We start from the raw sequence: 25,795 nt of genomic DNA on the forward strand, positions 1-25,795 counted from the left end.
AAAGTTCGAGACGCTCGACTGCAACGCACAAACTATCGCATACCCATTCGCTGGAACGTGACCGCAAGGCACGCGCTGGCTACCGAATTTCTTGACGACCATAGAGCATTGGAACCACCTGATCCCATCCCGAACTCAGAAGTGAAACGATGCATCGCCGATGGTAGTGTGGGGTTTCCCCATGTGAGAGTAGGTCATCGTCAAGATTAAATTCCGAAACCCCTATCTGCTGACGCAGGTAGGGGTTTTGTTTTGCCCGCAGGAAAGTTCTTACGACAAGCGCGGACAGCTCCCGGCTGTCACAGCCCCCCGACAGTGCTAAGGTTCTGCCCTAGCTTTTGCATTTTCAAGGATGCCTTTCATGCCGGACGCAACGTCCCTTAGCCCAGCTTTCATGGTGGTTCACGGGAATCGCCTCGATGAGTTGCGCAGCCTGGTGATCAGCTTGATGCGGCGCTACCCGCTGGCTCCCCTTGAAAATGAAATCGCCTTGGTACAAAGCAACGGCATTGCCCAATGGCTCAAGCTCGCACTGGCCGAAGACCCGGAAGATGATGACTCCGGCGGCTGCGGTATTGCGGCGGCCATCGATGTGCAACTGCCGGGCAGTTTCATGTGGCAGCTTTATCGAACAGTCCTGGGGCGTGACGAGATTCCGGCCAAGTCCCTATTGGACAAGGCTCCGCTGACCTGGCGTCTGATGCGCCTGTTGCCGCAGTTGATCGAGCAGCCTCATTTCGAACCTTTGCGACGATTCCTTACCCACGACACCGACCTGCGCAAGCGCTATCAACTGTCCGAGCGCCTTGCCGATCTGTTCGACCAGTACCAGGTGTACCGGGCCGACTGGCTCGAGGATTGGGCTGAAGGTCGACACCAGACACGAAATGTCCGAGGCGAAATCAAGCCGCTCGCGCCAGCGAATTGCTGGCAAGCGGAGCTGTGGCGTGCCCTGTTGCTGGATGTGGGTGAGCAAGGCATGGCGCAAAGCCGTGCCGGCGTCCACCAGCGCTACATCGAGCGTATCAACAACCTGGAAGTCGCTCCGAAAGGCTTGCCGGCGCGGGTCATCGTATTCGGTATTTCTTCGTTGCCTGCCCAAGTCCTCGAGGCGCTTGCCGGTCTTTCCCGATTCAGCCAGGTTCTGCTCTGCGTGCATAACCCGTGTCGTCATCATTGGGCAGACATCGTCGCCGACAAGGATCTTCTGCGTCACCAATACAAGCGTCAGGCCCGCAAGACCGGCATGCCCGCCGTCCTCGATCCGCAAACCCTGCATCAACATGCCCATCCGTTATTGGCTGCCTGGGGCAAGCAGGGGCGCGACTATATCAACCTGCTCGACAGCTACGACGACCCCAGCAGCTACCGCGCGGTATTTCGCGATGGGAGAATCGACCTGTTTACGGATGGGACCCCCACGACCCTGCTCAGTCAGTTGCAGGATGACATCCTGGAACTGCGCCCCCTGAACGAAACCCGGGAACACTGGCCTGTCGTCGATACGCAGCGAGACGGCTCGATCCGCTTTCATGTGGCCCACGGCGCCCAGCGTGAAGTCGAGATTCTCCATGACCAGTTGCTGGCCCACTTCAGTACGGATCCGTCTCTGCGCCCACGGGATATCATCGTCATGGTCCCGGACATCGACAGTTATGCGCCGCACATTCGCGCGGTGTTCGGACAGCTCGACAGGAGCGACCCTCGTTTCATTCCATTCACGCTGACGGACCAGGGCCAGCGTGGACGTGATCCACTGCTGATCGCCGTCGAGCATTTGCTCAAGTTGCCGGACAGTCGTTTCCCGGTCAGCGAAATCCTGGATCTGCTGGATGTTCCGGCGTTGCGCGAACGGTTTGGCATCGATGAGGCCGACCTGCCGACATTGCACCGCTGGATAGAAGGGGCGGGGATTCGCTGGGGAATGAGCGCCGAACACCGTGCCGGGTTGGGCTTGCCCGCGGAGCTTGAACAGAACAGCTGGCGTTTCGGCTTGCGTCGCATGTTGCTGGGGTACGCTGTCGGCAGTTCGCAGGCCTATGACGGCATCGAGCCCTACGACGAGATCGGCGGCCTGGACGCGGCATTGATCGGTCCGCTGGTTGCGTTGCTGGATGCCCTGGAGGTCGCTCATCAGGAACTCACCCAGCCGGCATCGCCGCAGCAATGGGGTTCGCGCCTGCACGACCTGATGCAGCTGTTTTTCCAGGCGAGCAACGAGCATGACGACTATTTGCTGGCCCAACTCGAAGACTTGCGTGAAACCTGGTTGGAAACCTGTGAGTCGGTGGGGCTGCAAGATGAATTGCCGCTGACGGTGGTGCGTGAAGCGTGGTTGGCCGGGTTGGATCAAGGGCGGCTGTCCCAACGCTTCCTGGCCGGAGCCGTCAACTTCTGTACCTTGATGCCAATGCGCGCGATTCCCTTCAAGCTGGTGTGCCTGCTGGGGATGAATGACGGTGATTACCCGCGAGCCCAGCCCCCCTTGGACTTCGATCTGATGGGCGGCGATTATCGCCCGGGCGATCGTTCCCGCCGTGAGGATGACCGTTACCTGTTGTTGGAAGCGCTGCTTTCGGCCCGGGAAAAGCTGTACATCAGTTGGGTGGGGCGCAGCATCCGCGACAACAGTGAACGACCGGCATCGGTGTTGATCGGCCAGCTGCGCGATCATCTCGCCAGTGGCTGGCGGTTGGCCGATGACAGCAAGAGTCTTCTCGATGCCCTGACCCAGGAGCATCCGCTGCAACCGTTCAGTGCGCGTTATTTTCATCAAGGTGACGAGCTGTTCAGTTACGCCAGCGAATGGCGAATGCTCCACGACACTTCCGATCACACCGATAAAACCCAGGTGCTGGCACCTTACGTCCAGGAAGAACCCTTGGGCCTCGGTCAGTTGCAGGACTTCCTGCGCAATCCCGTTCGCCACTTTTTCAGCCAGCGGCTGAAAGTATTCTTCGAAGCCATAGAGGCGCCTCTGGCCGATGACGAACCTTTCGTGCTCGATGCGCTGCAACGCTACACCCTGAGTGACAGCCTGCTCGAGGCTGCGCTGGTACGCCTGGACCAGCCGGATCTGGCCCTGGCCGCCCACGCCCAGAGACTCCAGAACAGCGGCCTGTTACCGATGGCCGGGTTCGGAGAGTGCATGCAGCGCGAATTGATCGAACCCTTGCCGGATCTGCTCCAGCGTTACCAACAGCTTCTGGCGTTATGGCCCACACCGCTGACCAGTGCCGTGCCCGTCAGCCTGCACTTGCAGGGCGTGAGTGTCGAAGGGTGGCTCAGTGGCCTGCACCAGCGCGCCGACGGTGCGGTCCTCGCCATCACGGCTATACCCAATAGCATCGGCTCCACCAAGACCCGCAAGTGGCATCGCCTGATACGGCCTTGGGTCAACCATCTCGTGGCCTGCGCTAACGGCTTGTCGTTGACGACGGCGCTGGTGGCCAGTGATGACAGCTTGCTGTTGGCACCTTTCGAAGAGCCTGTCGCACGAAAGCTGCTGGGCGATATGCTGCTGGCTTGGCAGACCGGTATGCGCCAGCCGTTGCCGATCGCGGTGAAGACGGCTTTCGCCTGGCTCGGCCAGAGTGATCCGCTCAAGGCCGAAGCCGCGGCGCGCAAAGCCTATGAAGGCGATGGACAGACGTTTGAAGGCGAACGGCGGGAAAACCCGGCCTTGGCTAGACAGTTTCCGGATTTCGCGGCCTTGATGGCTGACGAAACATTTCCCGACTGGTGCGATGCGCTTTATCGGCCATTGCTCGAAGCCCAATGGCGTTCATCGGCCGGCGAGGAGGCCCGTTCATGAGTCGGCAGACACCATTGGCCCTGGCTTTTCCGCTACGAGGCAGCCAACTGATCGAGGCCAGCGCCGGTACCGGCAAGACCTTCACCATTTCGGCGCTGTACCTGCGTCTGGTGCTGGGGCACGGCGGTTCGGCGTCCGGTTTTGGTCGCGAACTGCTTCCGCCGCAAATCCTGGTGGTGACCTTTACGGACGCTGCCACCAAAGAATTGCGTGAACGAATTCGAACCCGTCTGGCCGAAGCCGCACGTTTCTTTCGCGAAGAGATCCCAGCCCCGGATTCACTGATCGCTGCATTGCGCGATGAATTCAGTGCCGAGCAATGGCCTGGCTGCGCGAACCGGCTGGACATCGCCGCGCAGTGGATGGACGAAGCGGCCGTTTCGACCATCCATAGCTGGTGCCAGCGCATGTTGCGTGAGCATGCCTTCGACAGCGGCAGCCTGTTTACCCAGACCCTGGAAACCGACCACAGTGAATTGCTGGGCGAGGTATTGCGCGATTACTGGCGGCTGTTCTGCTATTCGATGCAAGGCGAGGCGCTGAATTGGGTGCGTACCCATTGGGGAGGGCCGGCTGCGCTGCTGCCACGGGTGAGGGGGCTGTTTTCCAGCGAGCGTGGCGACGCTGACGGGCTTGAGCCTGCGGAACTCATCGCCGCCTCCCTGCAGGAGCGCAGTGCTGCCTTGCTCGATCTCAAGGCGCCATGGCGACAGTGGGCCGTTGAGCTGCTGGAGATCTGCCAGCAAGGCGTCGCCAGCAAGTCTGTCGATGGGCGCAAGATACAGGCGCGTTACTTCGAACCGTGGTTTCAGAAAATCACCGCCTGGGTCGATGACGAAAGCCTTGAACTGTTGGACATCGGCACCGGGTTCACGCGCCTGACCCCCGAGGGCATGGCCGAAGCCTGGAAAGGCGAAGTGCCCAACCATCCCGGGCTGGACGCCATGGCCGGTCTCAAGGCCAGCCTGGATGCGTTGCCCACGCCAGATGCCGCCGTGTTGCAGCATGCCGCGCAATGGGTCGGGGCGCGCTTCGAAGCCGAGAAGCGTCGCCGCGCCGAAATAGGCTTCGACGACATGCTGCTGCGTCTCGACGCGGCGTTGCAGGCCGACGGGGGCGAGCGTCTGGCGAGCCTGATCCGCGAGCAGTTCCCGGTGGCGCTGATCGATGAGTTCCAGGACACCGACCCGGTTCAATACCGGATCTTCGAAAGCATCTACCGCATCGAAGACAACGACCCTGAGACCGGGCTTTTCCTGATAGGCGATCCGAAGCAGGCGATCTACGCTTTTCGCGGTGCCGATATCTACACCTACCTGCGTGCTCGCCAGGCCACGGCCGGCAGGTTGCATACGCTGGGCACGAATTTCCGTTCCAGCCATGCCATGGTGGGTGCGGTAAACCATATTTTCCAGAAGGCCGAGTCCCGTCCGAAGGGGCGCGGCGCTTTTCTGTTCCGTGAACCTTCGGGTGAGAACCCGGTGCCGTTCCTGTCCGTTGAGTCCCAGGGGCGCAAGGAGTCCTTGCAGGTGGCAGGACAGGCCGTTGCGGCGCTGAACATCTGGCACCTGCCATCGGAGCAGCCGCTTTCCGGTGCGGTGTACCGGCAAACCATGGCGGCCGCCTGCGCCAGCGAGATCACGGCATTGCTCAACGGTGGCCAGTCGGGACGCGACGGTTTCACGGTCGATGGCGAAACGTTGCGCGGGTTGCGCCCGGCGGATATCGCCATCCTGGTGCGCGACGGTAAAGAAGCGCAGGCCGTGCGCGCCGAGCTGTCCGCGCGGGGTGTGCGCAGTGTCTATCTGTCCGACAAGGATTCGGTCTTCGCTTCGCAAGAGGCGCGGGATTTGCTGACTTGGCTCAGGGCCTGCGCCGAGCCGGATGTGGAGCGACCGCTACGGGCAGCGCTGGCCAGCATCACGTTGAACCTGCCGCTGACGGAGTTGGAGCGCCTCAATCAGGATGAGCTGGCCTGGGAAGCCCGGGTCATGCAGTTTCGTGGTTATCGCTCGGTCTGGCGCAGCCAGGGCGTGCTGCCGATGTTGCGACGCCTGCTGCATGATTTCGAACTGCCCCAGGCCTTGATGGCGCGCAGCGATGGCGAGCGGGTGCTGACCAACTTGCTGCACCTCTGCGAACTGTTGCAGCAGGCCGCCGGTGAACTGGATGGCGAACAAGCCTTGATCCGGCATTTGTCCGAGCACCTGGCCTTGTCCGGGCAGGCGGGGGAGGAGCAGATCCTGCGCCTGGAAAGCGATGAGCAGTTGGTCAAGGTGGTCACGATCCACAAGTCCAAGGGCCTTGAATATCCGTTGGTTTTCTTGCCCTTCATCTGTTCGACGAAACCGGTGGATGGCAGTCGATTGCCGTTGCATTACCACGATGAGGCCAACAAGGCGCAGATCAGCCTCACGCCCACCGCCGAATTGATCGCCAAGGCCGATGACGAGCGTCTGGCCGAAGACCTGCGTCTGCTCTACGTGGCACTGACCCGGGCGCAACATGCCTGCTGGCTGGGGGTGGCGGACCTCAAGCGGGGCAACAGCAACAGCTCGATCCTGCATGTGTCCGCGCTGGGTTATCTGTTGGGCGGCGGTGTGCCGTTGGCCGAGTCGGTGGAGCTGAGGCATTGGCTGGAAGACCTGCAACAAGGCAGCGTCGCGGTGAGTTGCCAGCCAGTGCCCGAAGCCACCGACGAGCGCTACCGGCCGCCGCGCAACGACGCTGTGTTGCTCGAACCCTTGGTGCCCTTGCGAAAAGCCAGCGAAAATTGGTGGATCGCGTCTTACAGCGCCCTGCGCATCGGCGAAAGCCTGAGCGAAGGCAGCGATACCGCGCCAGAGAGTCCGCAGGCCCAGAAGCTGTTCGACGATGAGCGACTGGACCCGGACGCTCCCAGGGAGACCAACGCCATTGGTGGCGATATCCACCGTTTTCCCCGTGGTCCCGGCCCCGGCACTTTCCTCCATGGCCTCTTGGAGTGGGCCGCGGGGGAAGGTTTTTCATCTGCGCCGGCGGATATCGAGGATGCCATTGCCCGACGCTGCAATCGCCGAGGCTGGAAAGGTTGGATCGCCACATTGAGCGACTGGCTGCAGCACCTGATCAAAATGCCCATGCCCGTCGGCGACGACCAGGCGCCGGTGGTGCTCGAACAACTGACCCGCTTCCAGGTCGAGATGGAGTTCTGGTTCGCCAGCCACAAGGTCGATGTGCAAAAGCTTGATCAACTGGTTTGCCGGTTCACCCATGGCGGTGTGTCCCGCGTCGCGGCGGAGCCGGTGCTGCTCAACGGCATGTTCAAGGGCTTCATCGATTTGACGTTCGAACACGACGGTCGATATTACGTGGCCGACTACAAATCCAACTGGCTGGGTGTCGATGACATGGCCTACACCGTACAGGCCATGGAACAGTCGATCCTGGACCATCGCTACGACCTGCAATACGTGCTGTACCTGTTGGCCCTGCATCGCCAGCTCAAGGCGCGGCTTCCTGGTTACGACTACGACCGGCATGTCGGCGGCGCGCTCTACCTGTTCCTTCGCGGCACCCGTTCAACCAGCCAGGGCGTGTATTTCACCAAGCCGCCACGGGCCTTGATCGAACAACTGGACCGGCTGTTCCAGGGCGCGCCCGAACCCAAGGCCGAGCCGGCGTGGGTACAGGGAGAACTGCTATGAGTCGTTCCTTTGCCGACCTGCTGCCCAAGGCCTCCGACGACGAGAGCCCGGTTGACCTGGCCCCCTTGAGCCGTGCCCAGGACCTGCTGTCGTTACTGACGCGCTGGGTCGAGCGCGGCTGGTTGCGCGCCCTGGACAAGGCATTCGTGGCGTTCCTCCATGAACGGGCTCCGGACGGTGATCCTTTGGTCCTGCTCGCCGCTGCGTTGACCAGTCATCAACTGGGCCACGGGCATGTTTGCCTGGATGTGTTCGAGACCCTCAAGGAGCCGGACTTCGCCCTGTCGCTGCCCCCCGAGGGCGACCTGCAGCCAGGCGTGATGCTGTTGCCCTCGCAAATATTGCAGACACTGGACGGCGCCCATTGGTGCAAGGCCCTGGCGTCCAGCCGGCTGGTGGCCCTGGCTGCGGATGGGAGCGAAGAGGCGCAGCAACGTCCGTTGGTACTGTCCGGCAAGCGTCTTTATCTGCGCCGCTACTGGGGTTATGAACGACGGATCGACGAGGCGTTGCGCCAACGGCTGATTGACCATGAAGCGGCGCCTGGGGATCTGCGCGAGCGTTTGGACGGGTTGTTCGGGCCGGCCAATGCCAACGGCCCGATCGATTGGCAGAAGTTGGCCTGCGCGCTGGCGACTCGTGGGGCCTTCAGCATCGTGACCGGCGGCCCGGGTACCGGCAAGACCACCACCGTTGTGCGCCTGCTGGCGTTACTGCAGGCTCCGGCCGTCGAGATTGGGAAGCCGCTGCGAATTCGCCTGGCTGCGCCCACTGGCAAGGCGGCGGCGCGCCTGACCGAGTCCATCAGCCAGCAGGTCCGGACCCTGGACGTGGATGAGGCTGTGCGCGAACGCATTCCGTGCGACGTTACGACGGTCCATCGTTTGCTGGGCAGCCGCCCCGGCACCCGGCATTTTCGCCACCATGCAGGCAATCGCTTGCCGTTGGATGTATTGGTGGTCGATGAGGCGTCGATGATCGACCTGGAGATGATGGCCAATCTGCTGGATGCGCTGCCGGCCCATGCACGGTTGGTGTTGCTGGGGGACAAGGACCAGTTGGCTTCTGTAGAGGCCGGTGCGGTGCTGGGGGATTTGTGTCGAGACGCCGAGGACGGTTGGTACAGCCCCCGGACCCGAGCCTGGCTTGAGTTGGTCAGTGGTGAAAACCTGGCGGCCAGTGACTTGCGGCAAGACCTCGACGGCACTCATCCCCTGGCGCAGCAAGTGGTCATGCTCAGGCATTCCCGGCGCTTCGGCGAAGGCAGTGGGATCGGCCAACTGGCTCGCTGGGTCAACCAGCAGCAGCCTGAAAAAGCCCGACAGTTGCTGGAGCAAGGGCAATATGCCGATCTGTCCTCCCTGAAATTGGCGAGTGAGCACGACACCAAGCTGGAAAAGCTGTTGCTCGACGGCAAGCCAGAAGGGCCCCAGGGGTATCGGCATTACCTGAGCCTGCTGCGGCAGCGTCGCCCGGCCATTTCCCGCCCCTTGGAAGACGGTTGTTGGGCCGATTGGGCTCGGGAGGTACTGGCGGCCTTCGACGAATTCCAATTGCTTTGCGCGGTGCGTAAAGGCCCGTGGGGCGTTGAAGGGTTGAACCAACGGATCACCGCCGCATTGCTCAAGGCCCGCCTTATCGATAGCGATCATCAGTGGTACGAAGGACGCCCGGTGCTGATGACCCGTAACGACTATGGGCTGGGGTTGATGAATGGCGATATCGGCATCGCCCTCAAGCTGCCCGAGCGTGACGGCCCCGATGCCGGCAAGCAGGTCCTGCGGGTCGCCTTCCCCCGTAATGACGGCCAGGGCGGTGTGCGTTTCGTCCTGCCCAGCCGACTCAATGACGTGGAAACCGTGTATGCCATGACGGTGCACAAATCCCAGGGTTCGGAATTCACCCATACCGCGTTGATCCTTCCGGATGCGCTCAACCCGGTCTTGACCAAGGAACTGGTGTACACCGCCATTACCCGGGGCAAGCAATGGTTCAGCCTGATCGAACCGCGAGTGGGCATCTTCGAGGAGGCGGTGCGGCGCAAGGTCAAGCGCTTGAGCGGGTTGATGCTGGAGTTGGAGCAGGCTGACTGAATCATCAGCTTTTAATGGTTCATGCCCCACGGCAATTTTGCCTGTTTCGCTCCGAAGTCTGCGTAATACGTGGTCTCGCTGGCTTTTTGGCACTGTGCTATCGTTCCGGCACTTGTCATCTGGATCAAGAGATTTTCCATGGAAGTGCCTGTACGAGAGGCAGTGCGTAGCAAGGGGTGGGGGCATGTTCTGCTGGCCGGCCTTTTGTGTCTGCTGCTGCCTGTCGCGATGGCCCAGGAGCAAGTCACTACGACCCAGGCCCAGCAGCGGGCCGAAGCGGTGACCCAGGTGGTATTGGGCATTCTCAGCTACGCCCGTTGGCCCGTGGAGCCCACCCAACTGAAGCTGTGCATCGTCGGGCCAACCCAATACACCGACGATCTGGTCAAGGGCACCACCCAGGCCACGGGGCGGCCGGTGACGGTGCAGCGGCTACTGGCCGATCATCCTGATATCGCCACTGACTGCAACGCGGTCTATGTCGGCAGGCTGACCAACGATGAGCACACCCGTTTGTTTGCGTCCTTGATCGGCAAGCCGGTGCTGAGCATCAGCGAAGGCGGCGACCAGTGCACCGTGGGTAGCCTGTTCTGCCTGCGGGTCGGCGATGAACAAGTGTCTTTCGAAGTCAACCTCGACTCTGTGGCGCGCAGTGGTGTGCGCATCCATCCAAGTGTGCTGCAGCTTTCCCGTCGCAGGCCGGCGACGTCATGAAACAGCGCAAACCAAGGGTCCGTCCCACCCTGGGCTCGGTCATCGGTCGTGGCCATCTGATCGTCGCGTTGGTGGCCATCACCATGGCCAGTGTTTCCCTGACCCTGCTCGGCCTGCTGGCGTTGCGGGTCTACGCCGATCACAACCTGCACCTGATCGCCCGTTCGATCAACTACACCGTGGAAGCCGCCGTGGTCTTCGATGATTCGGCCGCGGCCACCGAAGCACTGGCCTTGATCGCCTCCACCGAGGAAGTCGCCGATGCCCAGGTGTTGAATGAACATGGCCGTCTGTTGGCGCGCTGGCAGCGACCGCAAACCGGCCTGTTGTCGGAACTGGAAGTACACATTGCCAAGGCGTTCCTGGAAAAGCCCATCAGCCTGCCCATCGTTCATCAAGGGCAGAACGTCGGCCGTATCGTGTTGGCGGGGCATGGCGGTAGCCTGTTGCGCTTTTTGCTCAGCGGCCTGGCGGGGATCATCCTGTGCACGGCGGTCAGTGCCTGGGTGGCGCTTTATCTGGCACGGCGCCAGTTGCGTGCGATCACCGGGCCACTGCGTAGCCTGGCCGAGGTGGCCCACGCGGCACGCAGCGAACGGGCCCTGGACCGACGCGTGCCGCCGGCGGCCATTGCTGAACTGGATAACCTGGCCAATGACTTCAACGCCTTGCTCGATGAACTGGAGTCCTGGCAGACCCACCTGCAAAGCGAAAACGAAACCCTGGCGCACCAGGCCAGCCACGACAGTTTGACCGGCTTGCCGAACCGGGCGTTTTTCGAGGGCCGACTGATTCGCGCCTTGCGCAATGCCGGCAAGCTCAACGAGCAAGTGGCCGTGCTGTACCTGGACAGCGACCGGTTCAAGGGCATCAATGACAACTTCGGCCATGCCGCCGGTGATGCGGTGCTGACGGCCGTGGCGACCCGGGTCCGGGCCCAGTTGCGCGAGGATGACCTGGTCGCGCGCCTGGGGGGCGATGAATTCGCCGTGCTACTGGCACCCCTGCACAAGGCCGAGGATGCCGAGCGGATCGCTGAAAAAATCATCGCCAGCATGGAAGTGCCGATTCAATTGCCCGGCAACGCCTCCGTGTTGACCTCCCTCAGTATCGGCATTGCCGTCTACCCGGATCATGGTGCCACACCGGGCACCCTGCTCCACGCCGCCGACGCGGCAATGTATCAAGCCAAACGCCTCGCTCGAGGCGGTCAACATACGGCGGGGTCGGATCACTCCGTCGCTGATCTTCAAACCAGGAGCTGACTCGTGCGTTCATACCCTCAATTTTCCCTGCGCTGGTTCGCGGCGCTTTTCTTGCTTGCCATCTTGGCGCTGAGCGGTTGCCAGACGGCTCCGCCGAAAGGCCTGACCCCGGCGCAAATTGCCGTACTCAAGCAACAAGGCTTCGAATTGACTGAGGATGGCTGGGCCTTCGGTTTGTCGGGCAAGGTGTTGTTCGGCAGCGATGTGGAAAACCTCAACCCGGCCAGTACCGAAATCGTCGAGCGCATCGGCAAGGCGTTGCTGGAGGCGGGCATCGAGCGGGTACGCGTCGATGGTCATACCGACGCATCGGGTTCCCAGGTCTACAACGAACAACTGTCGATGCGCCGGGCCGCCAGCGTGGGCAAGGTGCTGACAAGCGTTGGCATGCGCGAAGAGAACGTCCAGCTGCGCGGCCTGGGCAGCAGCAAACCGGTCGCCTCCAACGACACGGCCAGCGGCCGCACCGAAAACCGCCGCGTCGCCATCGTGGTCATCGCCGACTAGTCGGCGAACACCATCTCTCGGCTATCACCCATCAGCAGTGGCTGATTCTGTTCAGTCACCTCGCGGATGTAATCCCACAACAACGTAATTCGTTTGAGCTTGCGCAGGTCTTCCCGGCAGTACATCCAGAACTTCAAGGAATTCAGGTTAACCCAATGATTACGGGGGCTAACCGCCATGAGTATCTTTGAAGTTCGACCTGCTGTTACAAGTACCGTTACAACCCTCGCTTTTCCCTCGAAGCCGACCACAAGGCTCGCTAAGCCCTATCACTACAGACGCAACGGTATTTACTACATGCGTCTCAGGGCTACGGGTAGCGCCACTGAGGCTGCTGCGGTTTCTCTTCAGACCATCAACAGGCGTGATGCACTGGACGCTTCAGAGCAGCTAACAAGGCTTGTCAGGGCGTTTCATTTGGAGAACCCGGACGCTCATTGGAGCGAACTGAAGGAATATTTCCGCTTGGTCTCAGAGGAGGTGTTTGAGTCTGGGCGTCGCGGTGTAACGCAAGTGTGGGGAGCATTGCATGATAGCCATTCCGATTCCGTGAGCAGGTTTCTACGTCCTTTTAAATCCGAAGAAGGGGCTTCGGTATCCGTACCTGTAATCGCACCAGCAGGGTGTGTGATTTTGTGGCCCCTTATAGATGATGCTTGGACTTGGAGCGCGAACAAGATGGTTATGTTGAGCACAGCTCCTGTGACTACGATGAAAGAATAACTCCTCAATTTAATTGCAGTCGTTATGGGTAGCGAGTGAGCTTGCATCCCATAATGAAATTTGAGATGCTGTCATTTTGATGTCAGCATATCGCCATATGGACATCTGTACTGCAAAAGGAGACTGACAAATGTTAATGAAGACTGAAGAAGATATCCTAAAAATTATCGAAGCGTGTAAGCACGTAGATAGTGAGATGCTTGAAAGCGAGGAAATTGAATTCAAAGAGTTCAACAGTCTAACCAGTCTTCATGGCAGCAAGGAGCTCGCGGAAGAAATATCCGCAATCGCCAACAAGCGAGGAGGGGTTCTGATCGTCGGAATTCGAGACGGTAGTAACGTCAATAACAAACAATGGGCATCCCAGCTAGTAGGATTCGAATTGGCTGACACTTTGGAAGTCGAGCAAAGAATCAAAGGCAAGTTGAAGCCCTTACTCGATATCAAAGCCCAGTATTTGTCCTTAGATGGAAAGCATTTCTTAGCCATCCATATTCCTACTCGTAGGGATACACTTGTCTCTACATCAAGTGGTAAAACATGCATAAGAGATGGTCGCTCTAGCAGGCCGATGCAGCCTGAAGAGATCAGACTTGCCGTTTCAGGTCTAGTTAATTACGACTGGACAGCCGAGATTATGGAAAACCTGAACGAGTCATCCCTGCAACTCTCTTCCGTCCAAGCTGCTTATGACGACTACTGTGGTAGAAAGGAATACACTAAAGAGCAACTGCCCAGCACACAAGCTTTTTTAGAAGCCATCGGTGCCACTACCAATGGCTGCTTGACGAAGTCGGGATTACTGTTTTTAGGCAAACCTCAAGAAATTTCGAAATGGCTTGGTATCTACGAATATCGCTTCACATGGCGTGATCAGGTAGGAGAGCTGGTTCATAATGAAGTTTGGGATGAGAATCTTTGGGAAACAATTGAGTGAACAAAGAAGTTATTTGGTCGGTGCAATAAGGATGTGAAGGTCAACTATAAAGATAAGGAATACACCTGCAAAACATTCGACGCTCCAGCTTTTCATGAAGGTTTCATGAATGCTTTGGTTCATAGAGACTACTCCATAGAAGGAATGGTGGTGGTAGATTACAATTATGAGAGAATGGTTGTAACTAACCCCGGAGTATTCTACGGCGGAGTAACCGCTCAAAATATCAATACCCATCAGCCACGCCATAGAAACAAAGCTCTCGCGAAGCTTCTGATGAATTACCAGTTAGTTGACAGGGCGGGGATGGGTGTTAAAAGGATGAGTTTCGGGTCACTTGCTTACGGCAGAGAATTTCCTGTCTTTAAGGAGGTGCATGATACTGTTGAGGTTACTCTTTCAGCAAAAGCGATAATTCCTGAGATTTTCGTAAGAGTTCAAGGCAATCCCACAAAATTCAATCTGGCTGATCTTATTATCTTTAATAGCCTATATCGGGTCGGCTACATGGATGTCACTGAGATAATGAAGCGAATTTCTGGGTTAGAAGCTAATGGCTGGACTGCGATAAAAAACTCTGTATCTAAGCATGGCGAACTCGAGTTGTGCGGCACGAATAAAGGGGTTTTTGTAAGGTTCAAGCCGGTTTGGGCAAATTTCTTTCAAGTCCGAAAAGCGCTAAAGATTAGCCAGACATCAGCAAAGCATGTAAAATTATTTGACTACTTGCATGAGTTTAAAGAGGCGTCAAACGAAAATATTACCGAATTGCTTGGGCATAAAAGCGCCACTCATACTAGTGCATTTCTTCGGGAGGCATCGTATGTTAATCGAAAAGGTAATGGGCCTAGTGCAAGGTGGTCGCTAACAACCCAAGTTTAGTGATTAATAAAGAAATGTTACGCTGTTTAATGAGGCGTTGTTCTGTCTGGCTATCTATTAGGTAATTGATTGATCCGAAGTGTAACCTTGTAAGCTCTCCATAGTGCCCTAAAGACGTGCTGAAAATCACAAGTCTTTTCACACCAGAGCCCGCCTAATGCGGGCTTTGCTCCTGAGCAATATCAGGCGTCTCCATTTCGGAGCCTTATTGCGCTAGTGGAGGGTCTCCTTGAGGTTGTTCCATTCCGGTGTCTGCGAAGGTCTCTCTGTGTTACAAATTACGTTCCAATTCCTGTTACAAGCTGCTGGAAAGGGCCGGTTGACCTAATTAGTATGTCGGTACCTGATTCCTTGAAAATTTTTAATCGGCGAATACCATCTCCCGGCTGTCGCCCATCAACAATGGCTGATTCTGCTCGGTCACCTCGCGGATGTAATCCCACAACAACGTAATTCGTTTGAGCTTGCGCAGGTCTTCCCGGCAGTACATCCAGAACTGCCGGGTGACAGTGATTTCCTCCGGCAGCACCGGCAATAGCCGTGGGTCCTGGGCGGCGAGGAAGCAGGGCAGGATCGCCAGTGAGCGCCCTTGCTGTGCGGCCACGAATTGCGCGATCACGCTGGTGCTGCGCAGGTGGGCGTTGGCGCCGGGCAGGACGTTGGCCAGGTAGAGCAATTCGGAACTGAACGCCAGGTCGTCCACGTAGCTGATGAACGAATGCTTGCTCAGGTCGGCCGGGCGCTGGATCGGTGGGTGATTGTCCAGGTAGGGCTGGGTGGCATAGAGCTGCAGCCGGTAGTCGCACAATTTGCAGCACACATAGGGGCCATGTTCGGGGCGTTCGAGGGCGATGACGATGTCGGCTTCGCGCTTGGAGAGGCTGATGAAGTGCGGCAGCGGCAGGATGTCCACCGAAATGGCCGGGTAGGCGTCGACGAAATGGCTCAGTTGCGGGGTGATGAAGAAGCTGCCGAAGCCTTCGGTGCAGCCCATGCGTACATGGCCGGACAGCGCCACGCCAGAGCCCGAGACCTGTTCACAGGCCATGTGCAGGGTGCTTTCGATCGATTCGGCGTAACCCAGCAGGCGCTGGCCTTCGGCCGTCAAGACAAAACCGTTGGTCCGGGATTTCTCGAACAGCAGCGTACCCAGCGAGGCTTCCAACGAGCTGATGCGTCGCGACACCGTGGTGTAGTCGACAGCCAGGCGCTTGGCGGCTGTGCTGGCCTTGCGGGTGCGGGCCACTTCGAGGAAAAACTTGAGGTCGTCCCAATTCAGCGACCCCAGGGAGGTGATGTTTTTTTGCATGATGGACCGGCTTTTATGTGCATTCTTATTAGAAGTTTGCACATCTATACTCCAAAAACCGTCTCATCACCATGCGTGCCCATGCACCTTGGTCTTTGCTGAACCAGCGCTCTCTATAAGAACAATCCCGGAGGCCAGCATGAACGTTTCCCTTACGCCCAGCGACACCACCCTGCAAACCGTCAGACTGTTGATCGATGGCGAGTGGGTCGAATCCCAATCCAGCGAATGGCACGACATCGTCAACCCGGCTACCCAGCAGGTGCTGGCGAAGGTTCCATTCGCTACGGCGTCGGAAGTCGATGCCGCCATTGCCGCTGCCCAGCGTGCGTTCCAGACCTGGAAACTGACGCCCATCGGTGCGCGGATGCGCATCATGCTCAAGCTCCAGGCGCTGATCCGCGAGCATTCCAAGCGCATCGCCGCGGTGCTCAGCGCCGAACAGGGCAAGACCATCGCTGACGCCGAGGGCGATATTTTCCGCGGCCTGGAAGTGGTCGAGCACGCCTGTTCCATCGGCACCCTGCAGATGGGGGAGTTCGCCGAGAACGTCGCCGGTGGCGTGGACACCTACACGCTGCGCCAACCGATCGGGGTGTGCGCGGGCATTACGCCGTTCAACTTCCCGGCGATGATTCCGCTGTGGATGTTCCCGATGGCCATCGCCTGCGGCAACACCTTTGTGCTCAAGCCGTCGGAACAGGATCCGCTGTCGACCATGCTGCTGGTGGAGCTGGCCATCGAGGCCGGCGTACCGGCGGGTGTGCTCAACGTGGTACACGGCGGCAAGGACGTGGTGGATGCGCTCTGCACCCACAAGGACATCAAGGCGGTTTCCTTCGTCGGTTCGACGGCGGTCGGCACCCACGTGTATGACCTGGCGGGTCGCCATGGCAAGCGCGTGCAATCGATGATGGGCGCCAAGAACCACGCGGTGGTATTGCCCGATGCCAATCGTGAGCAGACCCTCAACGCCTTGGTCGGCGCCGGTTTCGGCGCGGCGGGCCAGCGTTGCATGGCCACCTCCGTGGTGGTGCTGGTGGGCGCGGCCAAACAATGGTTACCGGAGCTCAAGGCCCTGGCGCAGAAACTCAAGGTCAACGCCGGCAGTGAGCCGGGCACCGACGTCGGCCCGGTGATTTCCAAGCGGGCCAAGGCACGGATTCTCGAGTTGATCGAGAGCGGCGTGAAGGAAGGCGCGAAGCTGGAACTCGATGGCCGTGGCATCAGCGTGCCGGGCTTCGAGCAGGGCAACTTTGTCGGCCCGACCCTGTTTTCCGGTGTGACCACCGAGATGCGCATCTACACCGAGGAAATCTTCGGCCCAGTGCTGGTGGTGCTGGAAGTCGACACCCTGGATCAGGCGATTGCCCTGGTCAACGCCAACCCATTCGGTAACGGCACCGGCCTGTTCACCCAGAGCGGTGCGGCGGCGCGCAAATTCCAGAGCGAAATCGACGTTGGCCAGGTGGGCATCAACATCCCGATCCCGGTGCCGGTGCCGTTCTTCAGCTTCACCGGTTCCCGCGGTTCGAAACTCGGCGACCTTGGCCCGTACGGCAAACAAGTGGTGCAGTTCTACACTCAGACCAAGACCGTGACCGCGCGCTGGTTCGATGATGACAGCGTCAATGACGGTGTGAACACCACCATCAATCTGCGTTAAGGAGCCGGACATGAACATCGCATTTATCGGCCTGGGCAACATGGGCGCCCCCATGGCGCGCAACCTGCTCAAGGCCGGCCATTCGCTGAACCTGTTCGACCTGAACCAGACGGTGCTGGCCGAGCTGGCGGCATTGGGCGGTACGATCAGCGCCTCGCCTCGCGACGCGGCCCAGGGCGCCGGGCTGGTGATCACCATGCTGCCGGCCGCCGCCCATGTGCGTAGCGTCTGGCTGGGTGAGGACGGTGTGCTGGCCGGTATCGCCGCTGGCACGCCGGCGGTGGATTGCAGCACCATCGATCCGCAGACCGCTCGCGACGTGGCGGCTGCCGCTGCGAAACAAGGGGTGGCGATGGCCGATGCGCCCGTCTCGGGTGGCACCGGCGGTGCGGCGGCGGGCACGTTGACCTTCATGGTCGGCGCCACGGCTGAGTTGTTCGCCACCTTGCAACCGGTACTGGCACAAATGGGCCGCAACATCGTGCACTGTGGCGAAGTCGGCACCGGGCAGATCGCCAAGATCTGCAACAACCTGCTGCTGGGCATTTCCATGGTGGGCGTCAGCGAGGCCATGGCCCTGGGCGATGCCTTGGGGATCGACACCCAGGTGCTGGCCGGGATCATCAACAGCTCGACGGGTCGTTGCTGGAGTTCGGACACCTACAACCCGTGGCCGGGCGTGATCGAAACGGCGCCGGCGTCCCGTGGCTACACGGGTGGCTTTGGCGCCGACCTGATGCTCAAGGACCTTGGCCTGGCGACCGAAGCCGCGCGGCAGGTCCATCAGCCAGTGGTGCTGGGGGCGGTGGCGCAGCAGTTGTACCAGGCGATGAGCCAGCGAGGCGAGGGCGGCAAGGATTTTTCGGCGATTGTTAACAGCTATCGCAAGCCGCAATAAACCTGCGGTGCTCTGAAGCTTTTGTGGCGAGAGATGCATTCCAGAAGTTGCTTTCCGAGAGACCATGTCGGGTGGTCTCTCGGTTTTTTGTTTCAGGCGAAGACGAAATATTTGCGCACGGTCTCGACCACTTCCCACGTGCCTTTCATGCCTGGCTCGATGACGAAGATGTCACCGGCGCGCAGATGGATCGGCTCCAGGCCCTCTGGGGTGATGATGCAGTAGCCTTCCTGGAAATGGCAGTACTCCCACTTCACGTATTCCACATACCATTTGCCGGGTGTGCAGATCCAGGTGCCCATGATCTTGCTGCCGTCTTCGCTGGTGTAGGCGTTGAGGTTGACGGTGTGCGGGTCGCCTTCGAGTTTTTCCCATTTGCAGGCATCGAGTACGGGCAGTGGATGGGTGTCGCGCAGGACGGTGATGGGGGCGGTCATGTGAACTCCGAAAGGGCGGAAGAGAACAGGCACCCTAACGCGTGGCCCGGGCGGGTAGATGCCTGTGGTCGACATCGAGCTATCCAGAAGCGCGCATCAATCGGCCAGATGTCGAGCCAGGGCGCTGGCGTAGGCCGGCAAACCGTCGAAATTGCGGGCGCACAGCAGCAGCGCCCGGTGGGTCCAGGCCTCTTGCAGCGGGACGCAGTGATACGAAGGCTCGGGCGGGCGCCGGTCGATGGCCGCCTTCGGCACGATGGCAATGCCCGCACCATGGGCCACCATGCGAATCATGCCGTCGAAACCATCGGCGCGAATGCGGATTTGCATGCGCGAGCCGATGTGCAGGGCCTGTTCTTCCAGGTGAATCGCCAGGGCACTGGAGGCGTTCAGGCCGACATAGTCGTGGCTGAGGGTCTCGCTGAAACGCACCGCTCGACCGTCAGCCAGTGGGTGCCCGGTCGGTAGGATCAAGACCAGTGGATCGTCGCGAAACGGCCAGGCCTGAAGGCCGTTGGTGTCCACCGCGTCGGAAACGATCCCCAGGTCCGCCGCGCCCTGGCGCAGCGCATGGGTGATCCGTGAGCTGGGTAATTCCTGCAGGTCGATGTCGAGGTGGGGATGGGCCTTGAGAAAGCCCGCCAGCAGTTCGGGCAGGTACTCGGTCATGGCGCTGGTGTTGCACAACAATCGCACCCGGCCTTTGACGCCCTTGGCGTATTCGGCCAGGTCCTGTTGCAGGCGTTCGGCCTGTTGCAACAGGGCCCGGGCGTGCTCGGCCAGGGCCCTGCCAGCGGGCGTTGGGGTTACGCCACGCCGTCCGCGCTCAAGCAGATCGATGCCCAGGGAAGCTTCCATGGCCCGGACCCGCGCACTGGCCGCGGCCAGGGACAAATGGCTGCGGGCCGCACCGGCGGTGATGTTGCCGGTGTCGAGGATGTGCAGGTAGAGGCGCAGGTCGGTGAGGTCGAAGTGCATGGGCTGGTGATCCTGTGCCGGGTTTGTCTGGTGTCTGGTACATCGTCATCGCGAGCAAGCTCGCTCCCACAGTGGGATTGCATTTCAAACTGTGGGAGCGAGCTTGCTCGCGATAGCGTCGGCAGCATCAGCGAATGAACAGCCTCTTGCCACAAGAGAGGCAGCCTCAGTATATGGCAGATTTTCAAGCCAGGTGCCGGGGCGCACGATACCCCCATGAACACACTCGTCGCTTTCTACCAAAACCTCGGCCTGGCCCTTTCCCTGCTGGTCCTTGTCACCTTCCTGCTGGCCGGCACCATCAAGGGTGTGATCGGCCTGGGGCTGCCGACCATCTCCATGGGCTTGCTCGGGCTGGCTATGGCACCGGCGCAGGCTGCGGCGTTGCTGATTATCCCGGCAACCCTGACCAATCTCTGGCAATTGGCGTTCGGCGGTCATCTGCAAGCCCTGATCCGGCGCCTGTGGCCGCTGCTGCTGGCGATTTTCATGGGCACCGGGCTCGGTACGCTGTGGCTCGGTATGACGGGCGGGGCTTGGGTCGTGCGGGCCTTGGGCGGGGCGTTGTTGCTGTATGCATTGAGCGGGCTGTTGCTGCCAACGCTGCGGGTCGGTCCCGATGCCGAATCGTGGATCGCTCCGCTTTGTGGGCTGCTGACCGGCCTGATCACGTCCGCCACCGGTGTGTTCGTCATTCCGGCGGTGCCCTATCTGCAAGCGCTGGGCTTGAGCAAGGATGAACTGGTGCAGGCCCTGGGCCTGTCTTTCACCGTTTCTACACTGGCCCTGGCCGCCGGCCTGTTGTGGCGCGGCGAACTGGGCGGCGGCGAATTGAGCGCTTCGTTACTGGCGCTGGCACCGGCGCTGCTGGGGATGTGGCTGGGGCAATGGTTGCGCCAGCGGATCAGCGCCGTGTGGTTCAAACGGGCATTTTTCATTGGCCTTGGCGTGCTCGGCGGCCATCTGCTGATCAGCGGCTAGCCGAGGCCGGGCTGAGCATGTCGACGCGGCGGATGTCGAAGTCGCGCTCCAGATACTCCATGCGTCGCTCGAAGAATTGCCGCATGTGCGGCAGGTTCGAGTGCACCTCCAGGTGCGCCTGGGATGCCCAGATTTCATAGAAGATGAACAGCGTTGGATCCTGCTGGTCCCGCAGCATGTGATATTCGATGCAACCGGGCTCGGCACGGCTTGGCTCGACGTAGGCGCGAAACAGCGCTTCGAAGGCTTCGGCTTTTTCCGGGCGGGTCTTGGCATGCAGGATGAAACCGTGCAGTTCGCTCATCGAGGGGGCTCCTGAATAAAAGAGGTGTCGGAGCTTACGGCAATAATCGGCCTTCCATTCTTGCGTATAGGTCAAATCAGTTTTGCCGTTGCGGTGCTTATTCCGCGCGAAGCTCGTCGGTACCCTGCCGCCATCATTTTCAACCTTTCCATGCAGCGGCCCTCCAACGGCCCACGCCGTGGAACCCGATGAGGCTCCCCATGAAAAAAGTCCTGTTGCTCAACGGCGGCAAACAATTCGCCCACTCCGACGGTCGCTATAACGCCACCCTCCACGACACGGCGCTCAGCGTGTTGGACCGTGGCGGTTTCGATGTGAAAACCACCTTCATCGACGGCGGCTACGACGTCCAGGAGGAAGTCGCCAAGTTTCTCTGGGCCGACGTGATCATTTACCAGATGCCAGGCTGGTGGATGGGCGCACCGTGGACCGTGAAGAAATACATCGACGAAGTCTTCACCGAAGGCCACGGCAGCCTCTATGCCAGCGACGGTCGGACCCGTTCCGATGCCTCCCAGAAATATGGCAGCGGCGGCCTGATCCAGGGCAAGCAGTACATGTTGTCCCTGACCTGGAACGCCCCGCAGCAAGCCTTCGACGACCCGACCGACTTCTTCGAAGCCAAGGGCGTGGACGCGGTGTACTTCCCGTTCCACAAGGCCAATCAGTTCCTCGGCATGACCGGCCTGCCAACCTTCCTGTGCGTGGACGTGATGAAGCGCCCAAACATCGAAGAGGATGTGGCGCGGTATGAGCGGCATTTGATCGAGGTGTTCGGCCTTTCGCGGTAATCCGGCTACTATCGGGACCTACCTGAAGGCAATGATGCATCTGTGGCAAGCCCTGCCACATTGAGTTGCATGTCATGAGAGGACGCCTGTGAAAGCCAGATCCGACGAGTTGCAGATTTTCGTCTGCGTGATCGAGTGCGGATCGATCTCCGCTGCCGCCGAACAGGTCGGGCAGACGCCATCGGCGGTCAGCCGCACGCTGTCGCGGTTGGAGGCCAAGCTCGACATCACGCTGATCAACCGCACCACGCGGCGCATGGACCTGACCGAGGAGGGAAAATATTTCTTCGAACAGGCCAAAGGCATCCTCGACCAGATGGATGAACTGGAAGAACGCTTGTCGTCCCGCCAGAAAAATCCCGCGGGACGCTTGCGGATCAACGCGGCGTCACCGTTCATGCTGCACGCCATCGTCCCGCACATCGAAGAGTTTCGCCGGCTCTACCCGGACATCCAGCTCGAACTCAACAGCAACGACCTGATCATCGATTTGCTGGAGCAAAGCACCGACATCGCCATTCGTATCGGCACCCTCACTGACTCGACGCTGCATGCCCGGTCCCTGGGGTGCAGCCCCTTGCACATCCTGGCCAGTCCAACTTATCTGAAGCAGCACGGCACGCCTTCGAGCGTCGCCGAGCTGGCAGGTCATGCGCTGTTGGGCTTTGCCCAGAACGAGGTGCTCAATCAGTGGCCGCTGCGCCATGTACACGGCGATCGCTGGCCGATCCAACCCGCCATCAGCGCCTCCAGTGGCGAAACCGTGCGCCACCTGGCGTTGCAAGGGCAGGGCATCGCTTGCCTGTCGGATTTCATGACCCGTGACGACATCCAGGCCGGTCGGCTGAAGGTGTTGCTGGCCGACGCCAACAGCGGATACCGCCAGCCGATCAATGCGGTGTACTACCGCAACTCGCAATTGGCGTTGCGGATCCAGTGTTTCCTGGACTTCATCCAGGGCAAGCTCGCTGAATACGCCTCGCGGGAATTCAAGGGCTGATTCGTGACTTCCAGGCAAGAGTGATTTGGGCAATGTGGACTGTTTCGCCAAGGATCGGTCCCCGATACTCGTCCCATCACTGATTTGCCAAGGAGTTCGTCCATGAACGTATTCATCACCGGCGCTGCCGGTTTTATCGGCGGTTCCATCGCCACCGGCCTGGTACGTGCCGGGCATCAAGTCACCGGTCTGGTGCGCAGCGCCGAACAGGCGGGCGAGCTGACTGCACTGGGCATCAAGCCGGTCATCGGCACCCTCGAAGACAGCAAGCTGCTCACCGAACAGGCACGTGCTGCCGACGCGGTGATCAATGCCGCCAGCAGCGATCACCGCGGTGCGGCAGAGGCCTTGATCGAAGGGCTCAAGGGTTCGAACAAAGTGCTGCTGCACACCAGCGGTTCGAGCATTGTCGGCGATGCGTCGGGCGGTCGCTCCAGCGAGGACATCTACTACGAAGGCAAGCTGCCGCAACCCACCATCGACAAAGCGGCCCGTGTCGCCATCGACAATCTTGTCCTGAATGCCGCCCAGCAAGGCGTGAATTCGGCGGTGATCTGCAACACCTTGATCTACGGCCACAGCCTGGGGGTCAAGCGTGACAGTGTGCAATTGCCACGCCTGCTCAAGCAGGCGCGTAAAAGCGGGGTGGTGCGGCATGTGGGACCGGGGCAGAACATCTGGTCCAACGTGCACATCGAAGACGTGGTCGAGCTGTACACGTTGGCCCTGACCCGTAACGTACCCGGCACGTTCTATTTCGTTGAAAGCGGCGAGGCCTCGTTCATCGACATGACCACTGCCATGGCCCGAGCGCTGGGGCTGGGCGAGCCGCAGGATTGGCCGCTGGCCGAAGCCGAGGCCGAATGGGGTTACGAAATGGCCAACTATGGCCTGGGTTCCAACAGCCGTGTGCGAGGCACGAACGCCCGTGAGCTGCTGGGCTGGACGCCGAAGCGGACGTCGGTGGTGGAGTGGATTCTTGATGAGATGGTGTGAGTGACATCGATGGTGCCAGCAGAATAAGCACCCTTGCTCGCGATGGCGTCGGGTCAGTCAGTACTGAAGTTGGCTGACCCACCGCTATCGCGAGCAAGCTCGCTCCCACAGGTTTTTGTTGGGTGTTGCTTCAGTCGTGCTGCACGCCTGCGCGCTTGAGCATTTGCTTGCAGCGCTCGGACAGGTGAAACACCCGCAGGTGCTTGCCAGCTTTGCTGTAGCGCTCGCGCAGGGTCTTGAGCGCGGCGACGGCCGAGTAGTCGACGAAGCGCAAGTGACGGCAATCGAGGGTCACCAGGGCCGGGTCGTTGGCCGGATCGAACTGGTTGAGGAACGGCGTCGACGAGGCGAAGAACAGCGTGCCGTGCAAGCGATAAAGCTTGCTGCCGTCGGCTTCCTCGTGGGTGTCGGCGTACAGCTCCCGGGCTTGTTGCCAGGCGAAGTTGAGCGCCGCGATGATGATCCCGCAGAGCACGGCCACGGCCAGGTCGGTGAACACCGTGATCACCGTCACCGCGACGATGACCAGCACATCGTTGGCCGGCACTTTGTTGACCACCCGCAACGAGGCCCAGGCGAATGTCTGCTGGGACACCACGAACATCACCCCCACCAGCGCCGCCAGCGGGATGCGCTCGATCAGCGGCGACAGGAACAACACGAACAGCAACACCATCACCCCGGCCACCACGCCCGATAACCGCCCGCGTCCGCCCGAGCTGAGGTTGATCATCGTCTGGCCGATCATGGCACAACCGCCCATGCCGCCGAGCAAGCCGGAGGCCATGTTGGCCGCGCCCAACGCCACGCACTCACGGTCCGGATAACCGCGGCTCTCGGTGATTTCATCGGTCAGGTTCAAGGTCAACAAGGTTTCCAGCAAACCGACCATTGCCATGATGACCGCATAGGGTGCGACGATTTGCAGGGTCTCCAGGTTCCAGGGAATGTCCGGCAGGGCAAAGGTCGGCAAGCCGCCGGCGATGTGGGCCATGTCGCCCAGCGTTCGGGTCGGCAGGCCGAGCAGGTCGACCGCCAGGCCAACACCGAGGATGGCCACCAGCGCCGGCGGCACGCTGCGGGTCAGGCGCGGTAGCAGGTAGACGATGGCCATGGTCAGCGCCACCAGGCCGGCCATCAGGTACAGCGGCGGGCCGCTCAGCCAGGCCTCGCCATTCTTGAAGTGTTCCAGCTGGGCCAGGGCAATGACGATCGCCAGGCCATTGACGAAGCCGAGCATCACCGGATGCGGCACCATCCGCACCAGTTTGCCCATGCGCAACAATCCGAACGCCATCATGATCAGCCCGCCCAGCAGCACGGTCGCCAACAGGTACTGCACGCCGTGCTGCACCACCAGCGCGACGATCACCACCGCCATCGATCCCGCCGCGCCTGACACCATCGCGGGGCGACCGCCGAACAACGCGGTCAGCGTGCAGAGGATGAACGCGCCGTACAGCCCCATCAGCGGGTTGAGGTGAGCCACCAGGGCGAAGGCGATGCACTCGGGGAGCAGGGCGAAAGAGGTGGTAAGGCCGGCGAGGGCATCGGCGCGAAGGCGTGCTGGTTTCATGATTTACCTGACTGGGCGCCGGTGGAGCGTCGGCTGCCGGGGCGTGGTGCGAAAACAGCTGCGGATGGTACGGAATTGAGTGCGGGGCGGCCAGCCGTCTGTGGTGAGGGGATTTATCCTCTCGCCACAAGAGAAGGGTTCTGTATGAAAGTCCGGCGCTGGATTTTCATAGCGGCTGCATCGCGATGTCCATTAGCGACATTTCTTGCCTGTGGGCGAAAATTACTTTCAGTGGGTT

The 25,795-nt window shown here is 60.3% G+C and carries 19 protein-coding genes, 1 rRNA gene and 1 pseudogene; 15 read left to right on the plus strand and 6 right to left on the minus strand.

The features are described from left to right. Positions 1 to 90 precede the first annotated feature (90 nt). The 7 genes from rrf to BM321_RS16645 all read left to right on the plus strand — a co-directional run bounded on the left by rrf (position 91) and on the right by BM321_RS16645 (position 12,079). Positions 91 to 206, plus strand: a 5S ribosomal RNA gene (rrf, locus tag BM321_RS16615). Between the two features lie 155 nt (positions 207 to 361). Then, positions 362 to 3,814 carry an exodeoxyribonuclease V subunit gamma gene (gene recC, locus BM321_RS16620; RefSeq protein WP_092443400.1) on the plus strand — a complete coding sequence of 1,151 codons (3,453 nt, stop codon included), beginning with the start codon at positions 362 to 364 and terminating at the stop codon, positions 3,812 to 3,814. Next, positions 3,811 to 7,500, plus strand: a complete 3,690-nt coding sequence (recB, locus tag BM321_RS16625; protein WP_092443402.1) for an exodeoxyribonuclease V subunit beta — start codon at positions 3,811 to 3,813, stop codon at positions 7,498 to 7,500. The genes recC and recB overlap by 4 nt, the downstream gene beginning before the upstream one ends. Next, entirely contained in the window at positions 7,497 to 9,593 is a 2,097-nt protein-coding gene (recD, locus tag BM321_RS16630) for an exodeoxyribonuclease V subunit alpha (RefSeq protein WP_092443404.1), read from the plus strand. The genes recB and recD overlap by 4 nt, the downstream gene beginning before the upstream one ends. Before the next feature lie 138 nt (positions 9,594 to 9,731). After that, the gene (locus BM321_RS16635) at positions 9,732 to 10,307 is read left to right on the plus strand and encodes a regulatory sequestration protein YfiR (RefSeq protein WP_092443406.1); all 576 of its coding nucleotides are present in this window, start codon (positions 9,732 to 9,734) and stop codon (positions 10,305 to 10,307) included. Beyond that, positions 10,304 to 11,572, plus strand: coding sequence for a diguanylate cyclase DgcN/YfiN (locus tag BM321_RS16640; RefSeq protein ID WP_092328736.1), 1,269 nt, complete (start codon positions 10,304 to 10,306; stop codon positions 11,570 to 11,572). The genes BM321_RS16635 and BM321_RS16640 overlap by 4 nt, the downstream gene beginning before the upstream one ends. Before the next feature lie 3 nt (positions 11,573 to 11,575). Then, positions 11,576 to 12,079, plus strand: a complete 504-nt coding sequence (locus tag BM321_RS16645) for an outer membrane lipoprotein YfiB (protein ID WP_092443408.1) — start codon at positions 11,576 to 11,578, stop codon at positions 12,077 to 12,079. On the opposite strand, the pseudogene BM321_RS16650 reads toward BM321_RS16645, so the two are convergent. After that, positions 12,076 to 12,213, minus strand: a pseudogene (locus BM321_RS16650) (LysR family transcriptional regulator); the annotation flags it as partial. The gene BM321_RS16645 and the pseudogene BM321_RS16650 sit on opposite strands and share 4 nt — an antisense overlap. Before the next feature lie 725 nt (positions 12,214 to 12,938). On the opposite strand from BM321_RS16650, the gene BM321_RS16655 reads away from it, so the two are divergent. Continuing rightward, positions 12,939 to 13,739 (plus strand): AlbA family DNA-binding domain-containing protein, encoded by an 801-nt coding sequence (locus BM321_RS16655; RefSeq protein ID WP_175535174.1) that lies wholly within the window; start codon positions 12,939 to 12,941, stop codon positions 13,737 to 13,739. A 105-nt stretch (positions 13,740 to 13,844) separates the two neighbouring features. Beyond that, the gene (locus BM321_RS16660; protein WP_092443414.1) at positions 13,845 to 14,621 is read left to right on the plus strand and encodes an ATP-binding protein; all 777 of its coding nucleotides are present in this window, start codon (positions 13,845 to 13,847) and stop codon (positions 14,619 to 14,621) included. A gap of 361 nt (positions 14,622 to 14,982) precedes the next feature. Here the strand turns inward: BM321_RS16660 and BM321_RS16665 are convergent, their stop codons facing one another. After that, on the minus strand, positions 14,983 to 15,930 hold the full coding sequence (locus BM321_RS16665) for a LysR family transcriptional regulator (RefSeq protein ID WP_053181727.1): 948 nt from the start codon (positions 15,928 to 15,930) through the stop codon (positions 14,983 to 14,985). A gap of 139 nt (positions 15,931 to 16,069) precedes the next feature. Between BM321_RS16665 and BM321_RS16670 the strand changes: the two genes are divergently transcribed. Both BM321_RS16670 and mmsB read left to right on the plus strand, forming a co-directional pair. Then, positions 16,070 to 17,596 (plus strand): CoA-acylating methylmalonate-semialdehyde dehydrogenase, encoded by a 1,527-nt coding sequence (locus BM321_RS16670; protein ID WP_092201974.1) that lies wholly within the window; start codon positions 16,070 to 16,072, stop codon positions 17,594 to 17,596. Between the two features lie 10 nt (positions 17,597 to 17,606). Beyond that, positions 17,607 to 18,494, plus strand: coding sequence for a 3-hydroxyisobutyrate dehydrogenase (mmsB, locus tag BM321_RS16675; protein WP_092443416.1), 888 nt, complete (start codon positions 17,607 to 17,609; stop codon positions 18,492 to 18,494). Between the two features lie 92 nt (positions 18,495 to 18,586). On the opposite strand, the gene BM321_RS16680 is transcribed toward mmsB, so the two are convergent. Together BM321_RS16680 and BM321_RS16685 are read right to left on the minus strand one after the other, a co-directional pair. Then, positions 18,587 to 18,931: a cupin domain-containing protein gene (locus BM321_RS16680; protein WP_060739285.1), complete on the minus strand. Its 345-nt coding sequence runs from the start codon at positions 18,929 to 18,931 to the stop codon at positions 18,587 to 18,589. 96 nt (positions 18,932 to 19,027) lie between these two features. Beyond that, positions 19,028 to 19,909 carry a LysR substrate-binding domain-containing protein gene (locus BM321_RS16685; protein WP_092443418.1) on the minus strand — a complete coding sequence of 294 codons (882 nt, stop codon included), beginning with the start codon at positions 19,907 to 19,909 and terminating at the stop codon, positions 19,028 to 19,030. A 216-nt stretch (positions 19,910 to 20,125) separates the two neighbouring features. Between BM321_RS16685 and BM321_RS16690 the strand changes: the two genes are divergently transcribed. Then, positions 20,126 to 20,890, plus strand: a complete 765-nt coding sequence (locus BM321_RS16690) for a sulfite exporter TauE/SafE family protein (RefSeq protein ID WP_092328724.1) — start codon at positions 20,126 to 20,128, stop codon at positions 20,888 to 20,890. Here the strand turns inward: BM321_RS16690 and BM321_RS16695 are convergent. Then, complete coding sequence (locus BM321_RS16695) at positions 20,880 to 21,194, minus strand: putative quinol monooxygenase (RefSeq protein ID WP_092328721.1); 315 nt, start codon at positions 21,192 to 21,194, stop codon at positions 20,880 to 20,882. The genes BM321_RS16690 and BM321_RS16695 overlap by 11 nt on opposite strands. Positions 21,195 to 21,394: 200 nt before the next feature. Here BM321_RS16695 and BM321_RS16700 point away from each other — a divergent pair, with 200 nt between their 5' ends. From BM321_RS16700 to BM321_RS16710, 3 genes are all read left to right on the plus strand, one after another. Beyond that, positions 21,395 to 21,985 carry an NADPH:quinone oxidoreductase MdaB gene (locus BM321_RS16700; protein ID WP_092328719.1) on the plus strand — a complete coding sequence of 197 codons (591 nt, stop codon included), beginning with the start codon at positions 21,395 to 21,397 and terminating at the stop codon, positions 21,983 to 21,985. Positions 21,986 to 22,073: 88 nt separating this feature from the next. Beyond that, positions 22,074 to 22,985 (plus strand): LysR family transcriptional regulator, encoded by a 912-nt coding sequence (locus BM321_RS16705; RefSeq protein WP_092443420.1) that lies wholly within the window; start codon positions 22,074 to 22,076, stop codon positions 22,983 to 22,985. Positions 22,986 to 23,087: 102 nt separating this feature from the next. Beyond that, on the plus strand, positions 23,088 to 23,981 hold the full coding sequence (locus BM321_RS16710; protein WP_092443422.1) for an NAD-dependent epimerase/dehydratase family protein: 894 nt from the start codon (positions 23,088 to 23,090) through the stop codon (positions 23,979 to 23,981). Between the two features lie 130 nt (positions 23,982 to 24,111). Here the strand turns inward: BM321_RS16710 and BM321_RS16715 are convergent, their stop codons facing one another. Continuing rightward, positions 24,112 to 25,557, minus strand: a complete 1,446-nt coding sequence (locus BM321_RS16715; RefSeq protein ID WP_092443424.1) for a SulP family inorganic anion transporter — start codon at positions 25,555 to 25,557, stop codon at positions 24,112 to 24,114. Positions 25,558 to 25,795 lie beyond the last annotated feature (238 nt).

The sequence above is a fragment of the Pseudomonas sp. NFIX10 genome, from assembly GCF_900111955.1.
Taxonomy (GTDB): domain Bacteria; phylum Pseudomonadota; class Gammaproteobacteria; order Pseudomonadales; family Pseudomonadaceae; genus Aquipseudomonas; species Aquipseudomonas fluorescens_AA.

Excerpts from the sequence above, each read along its gene's own strand:
- recC (WP_092443400.1), top strand. The coding sequence starts at position 362 with ATGCCGGACGCAACGTCCCTTAGCCCAGCTTTCATGGTGGTTCACGGG.
- recB (WP_092443402.1), top strand. The coding sequence starts at position 3,811 with ATGAGTCGGCAGACACCATTGGCCCTGGCTTTTCCGCTACGAGGCAGC.
- recD (WP_092443404.1), top strand. The coding sequence starts at position 7,497 with ATGAGTCGTTCCTTTGCCGACCTGCTGCCCAAGGCCTCCGACGACGAG.
- BM321_RS16635 (WP_092443406.1), top strand. The coding sequence starts at position 9,732 with ATGGAAGTGCCTGTACGAGAGGCAGTGCGTAGCAAGGGGTGGGGGCAT.
- BM321_RS16640 (WP_092328736.1), top strand. The coding sequence starts at position 10,304 with ATGAAACAGCGCAAACCAAGGGTCCGTCCCACCCTGGGCTCGGTCATC.
- BM321_RS16655 (WP_175535174.1), top strand. The coding sequence starts at position 12,939 with ATGAAGACTGAAGAAGATATCCTAAAAATTATCGAAGCGTGTAAGCAC.
- BM321_RS16660 (WP_092443414.1), top strand. The coding sequence starts at position 13,845 with ATGAATGCTTTGGTTCATAGAGACTACTCCATAGAAGGAATGGTGGTG.
- BM321_RS16665 (WP_053181727.1), bottom strand. The coding sequence starts at position 15,930 with ATGCAAAAAAACATCACCTCCCTGGGGTCGCTGAATTGGGACGACCTC.
- BM321_RS16670 (WP_092201974.1), top strand. The coding sequence starts at position 16,070 with ATGAACGTTTCCCTTACGCCCAGCGACACCACCCTGCAAACCGTCAGA.
- mmsB (WP_092443416.1), top strand. The coding sequence starts at position 17,607 with ATGAACATCGCATTTATCGGCCTGGGCAACATGGGCGCCCCCATGGCG.
- BM321_RS16680 (WP_060739285.1), bottom strand. The coding sequence starts at position 18,931 with ATGACCGCCCCCATCACCGTCCTGCGCGACACCCATCCACTGCCCGTA.
- BM321_RS16685 (WP_092443418.1), bottom strand. The coding sequence starts at position 19,909 with ATGCACTTCGACCTCACCGACCTGCGCCTCTACCTGCACATCCTCGAC.
- BM321_RS16690 (WP_092328724.1), top strand. The coding sequence starts at position 20,126 with ATGAACACACTCGTCGCTTTCTACCAAAACCTCGGCCTGGCCCTTTCC.
- BM321_RS16695 (WP_092328721.1), bottom strand. The coding sequence starts at position 21,194 with ATGAGCGAACTGCACGGTTTCATCCTGCATGCCAAGACCCGCCCGGAA.
- BM321_RS16700 (WP_092328719.1), top strand. The coding sequence starts at position 21,395 with ATGAAAAAAGTCCTGTTGCTCAACGGCGGCAAACAATTCGCCCACTCC.
- BM321_RS16710 (WP_092443422.1), top strand. The coding sequence starts at position 23,088 with ATGAACGTATTCATCACCGGCGCTGCCGGTTTTATCGGCGGTTCCATC.
- BM321_RS16715 (WP_092443424.1), bottom strand. The coding sequence starts at position 25,557 with ATGAAACCAGCACGCCTTCGCGCCGATGCCCTCGCCGGCCTTACCACC.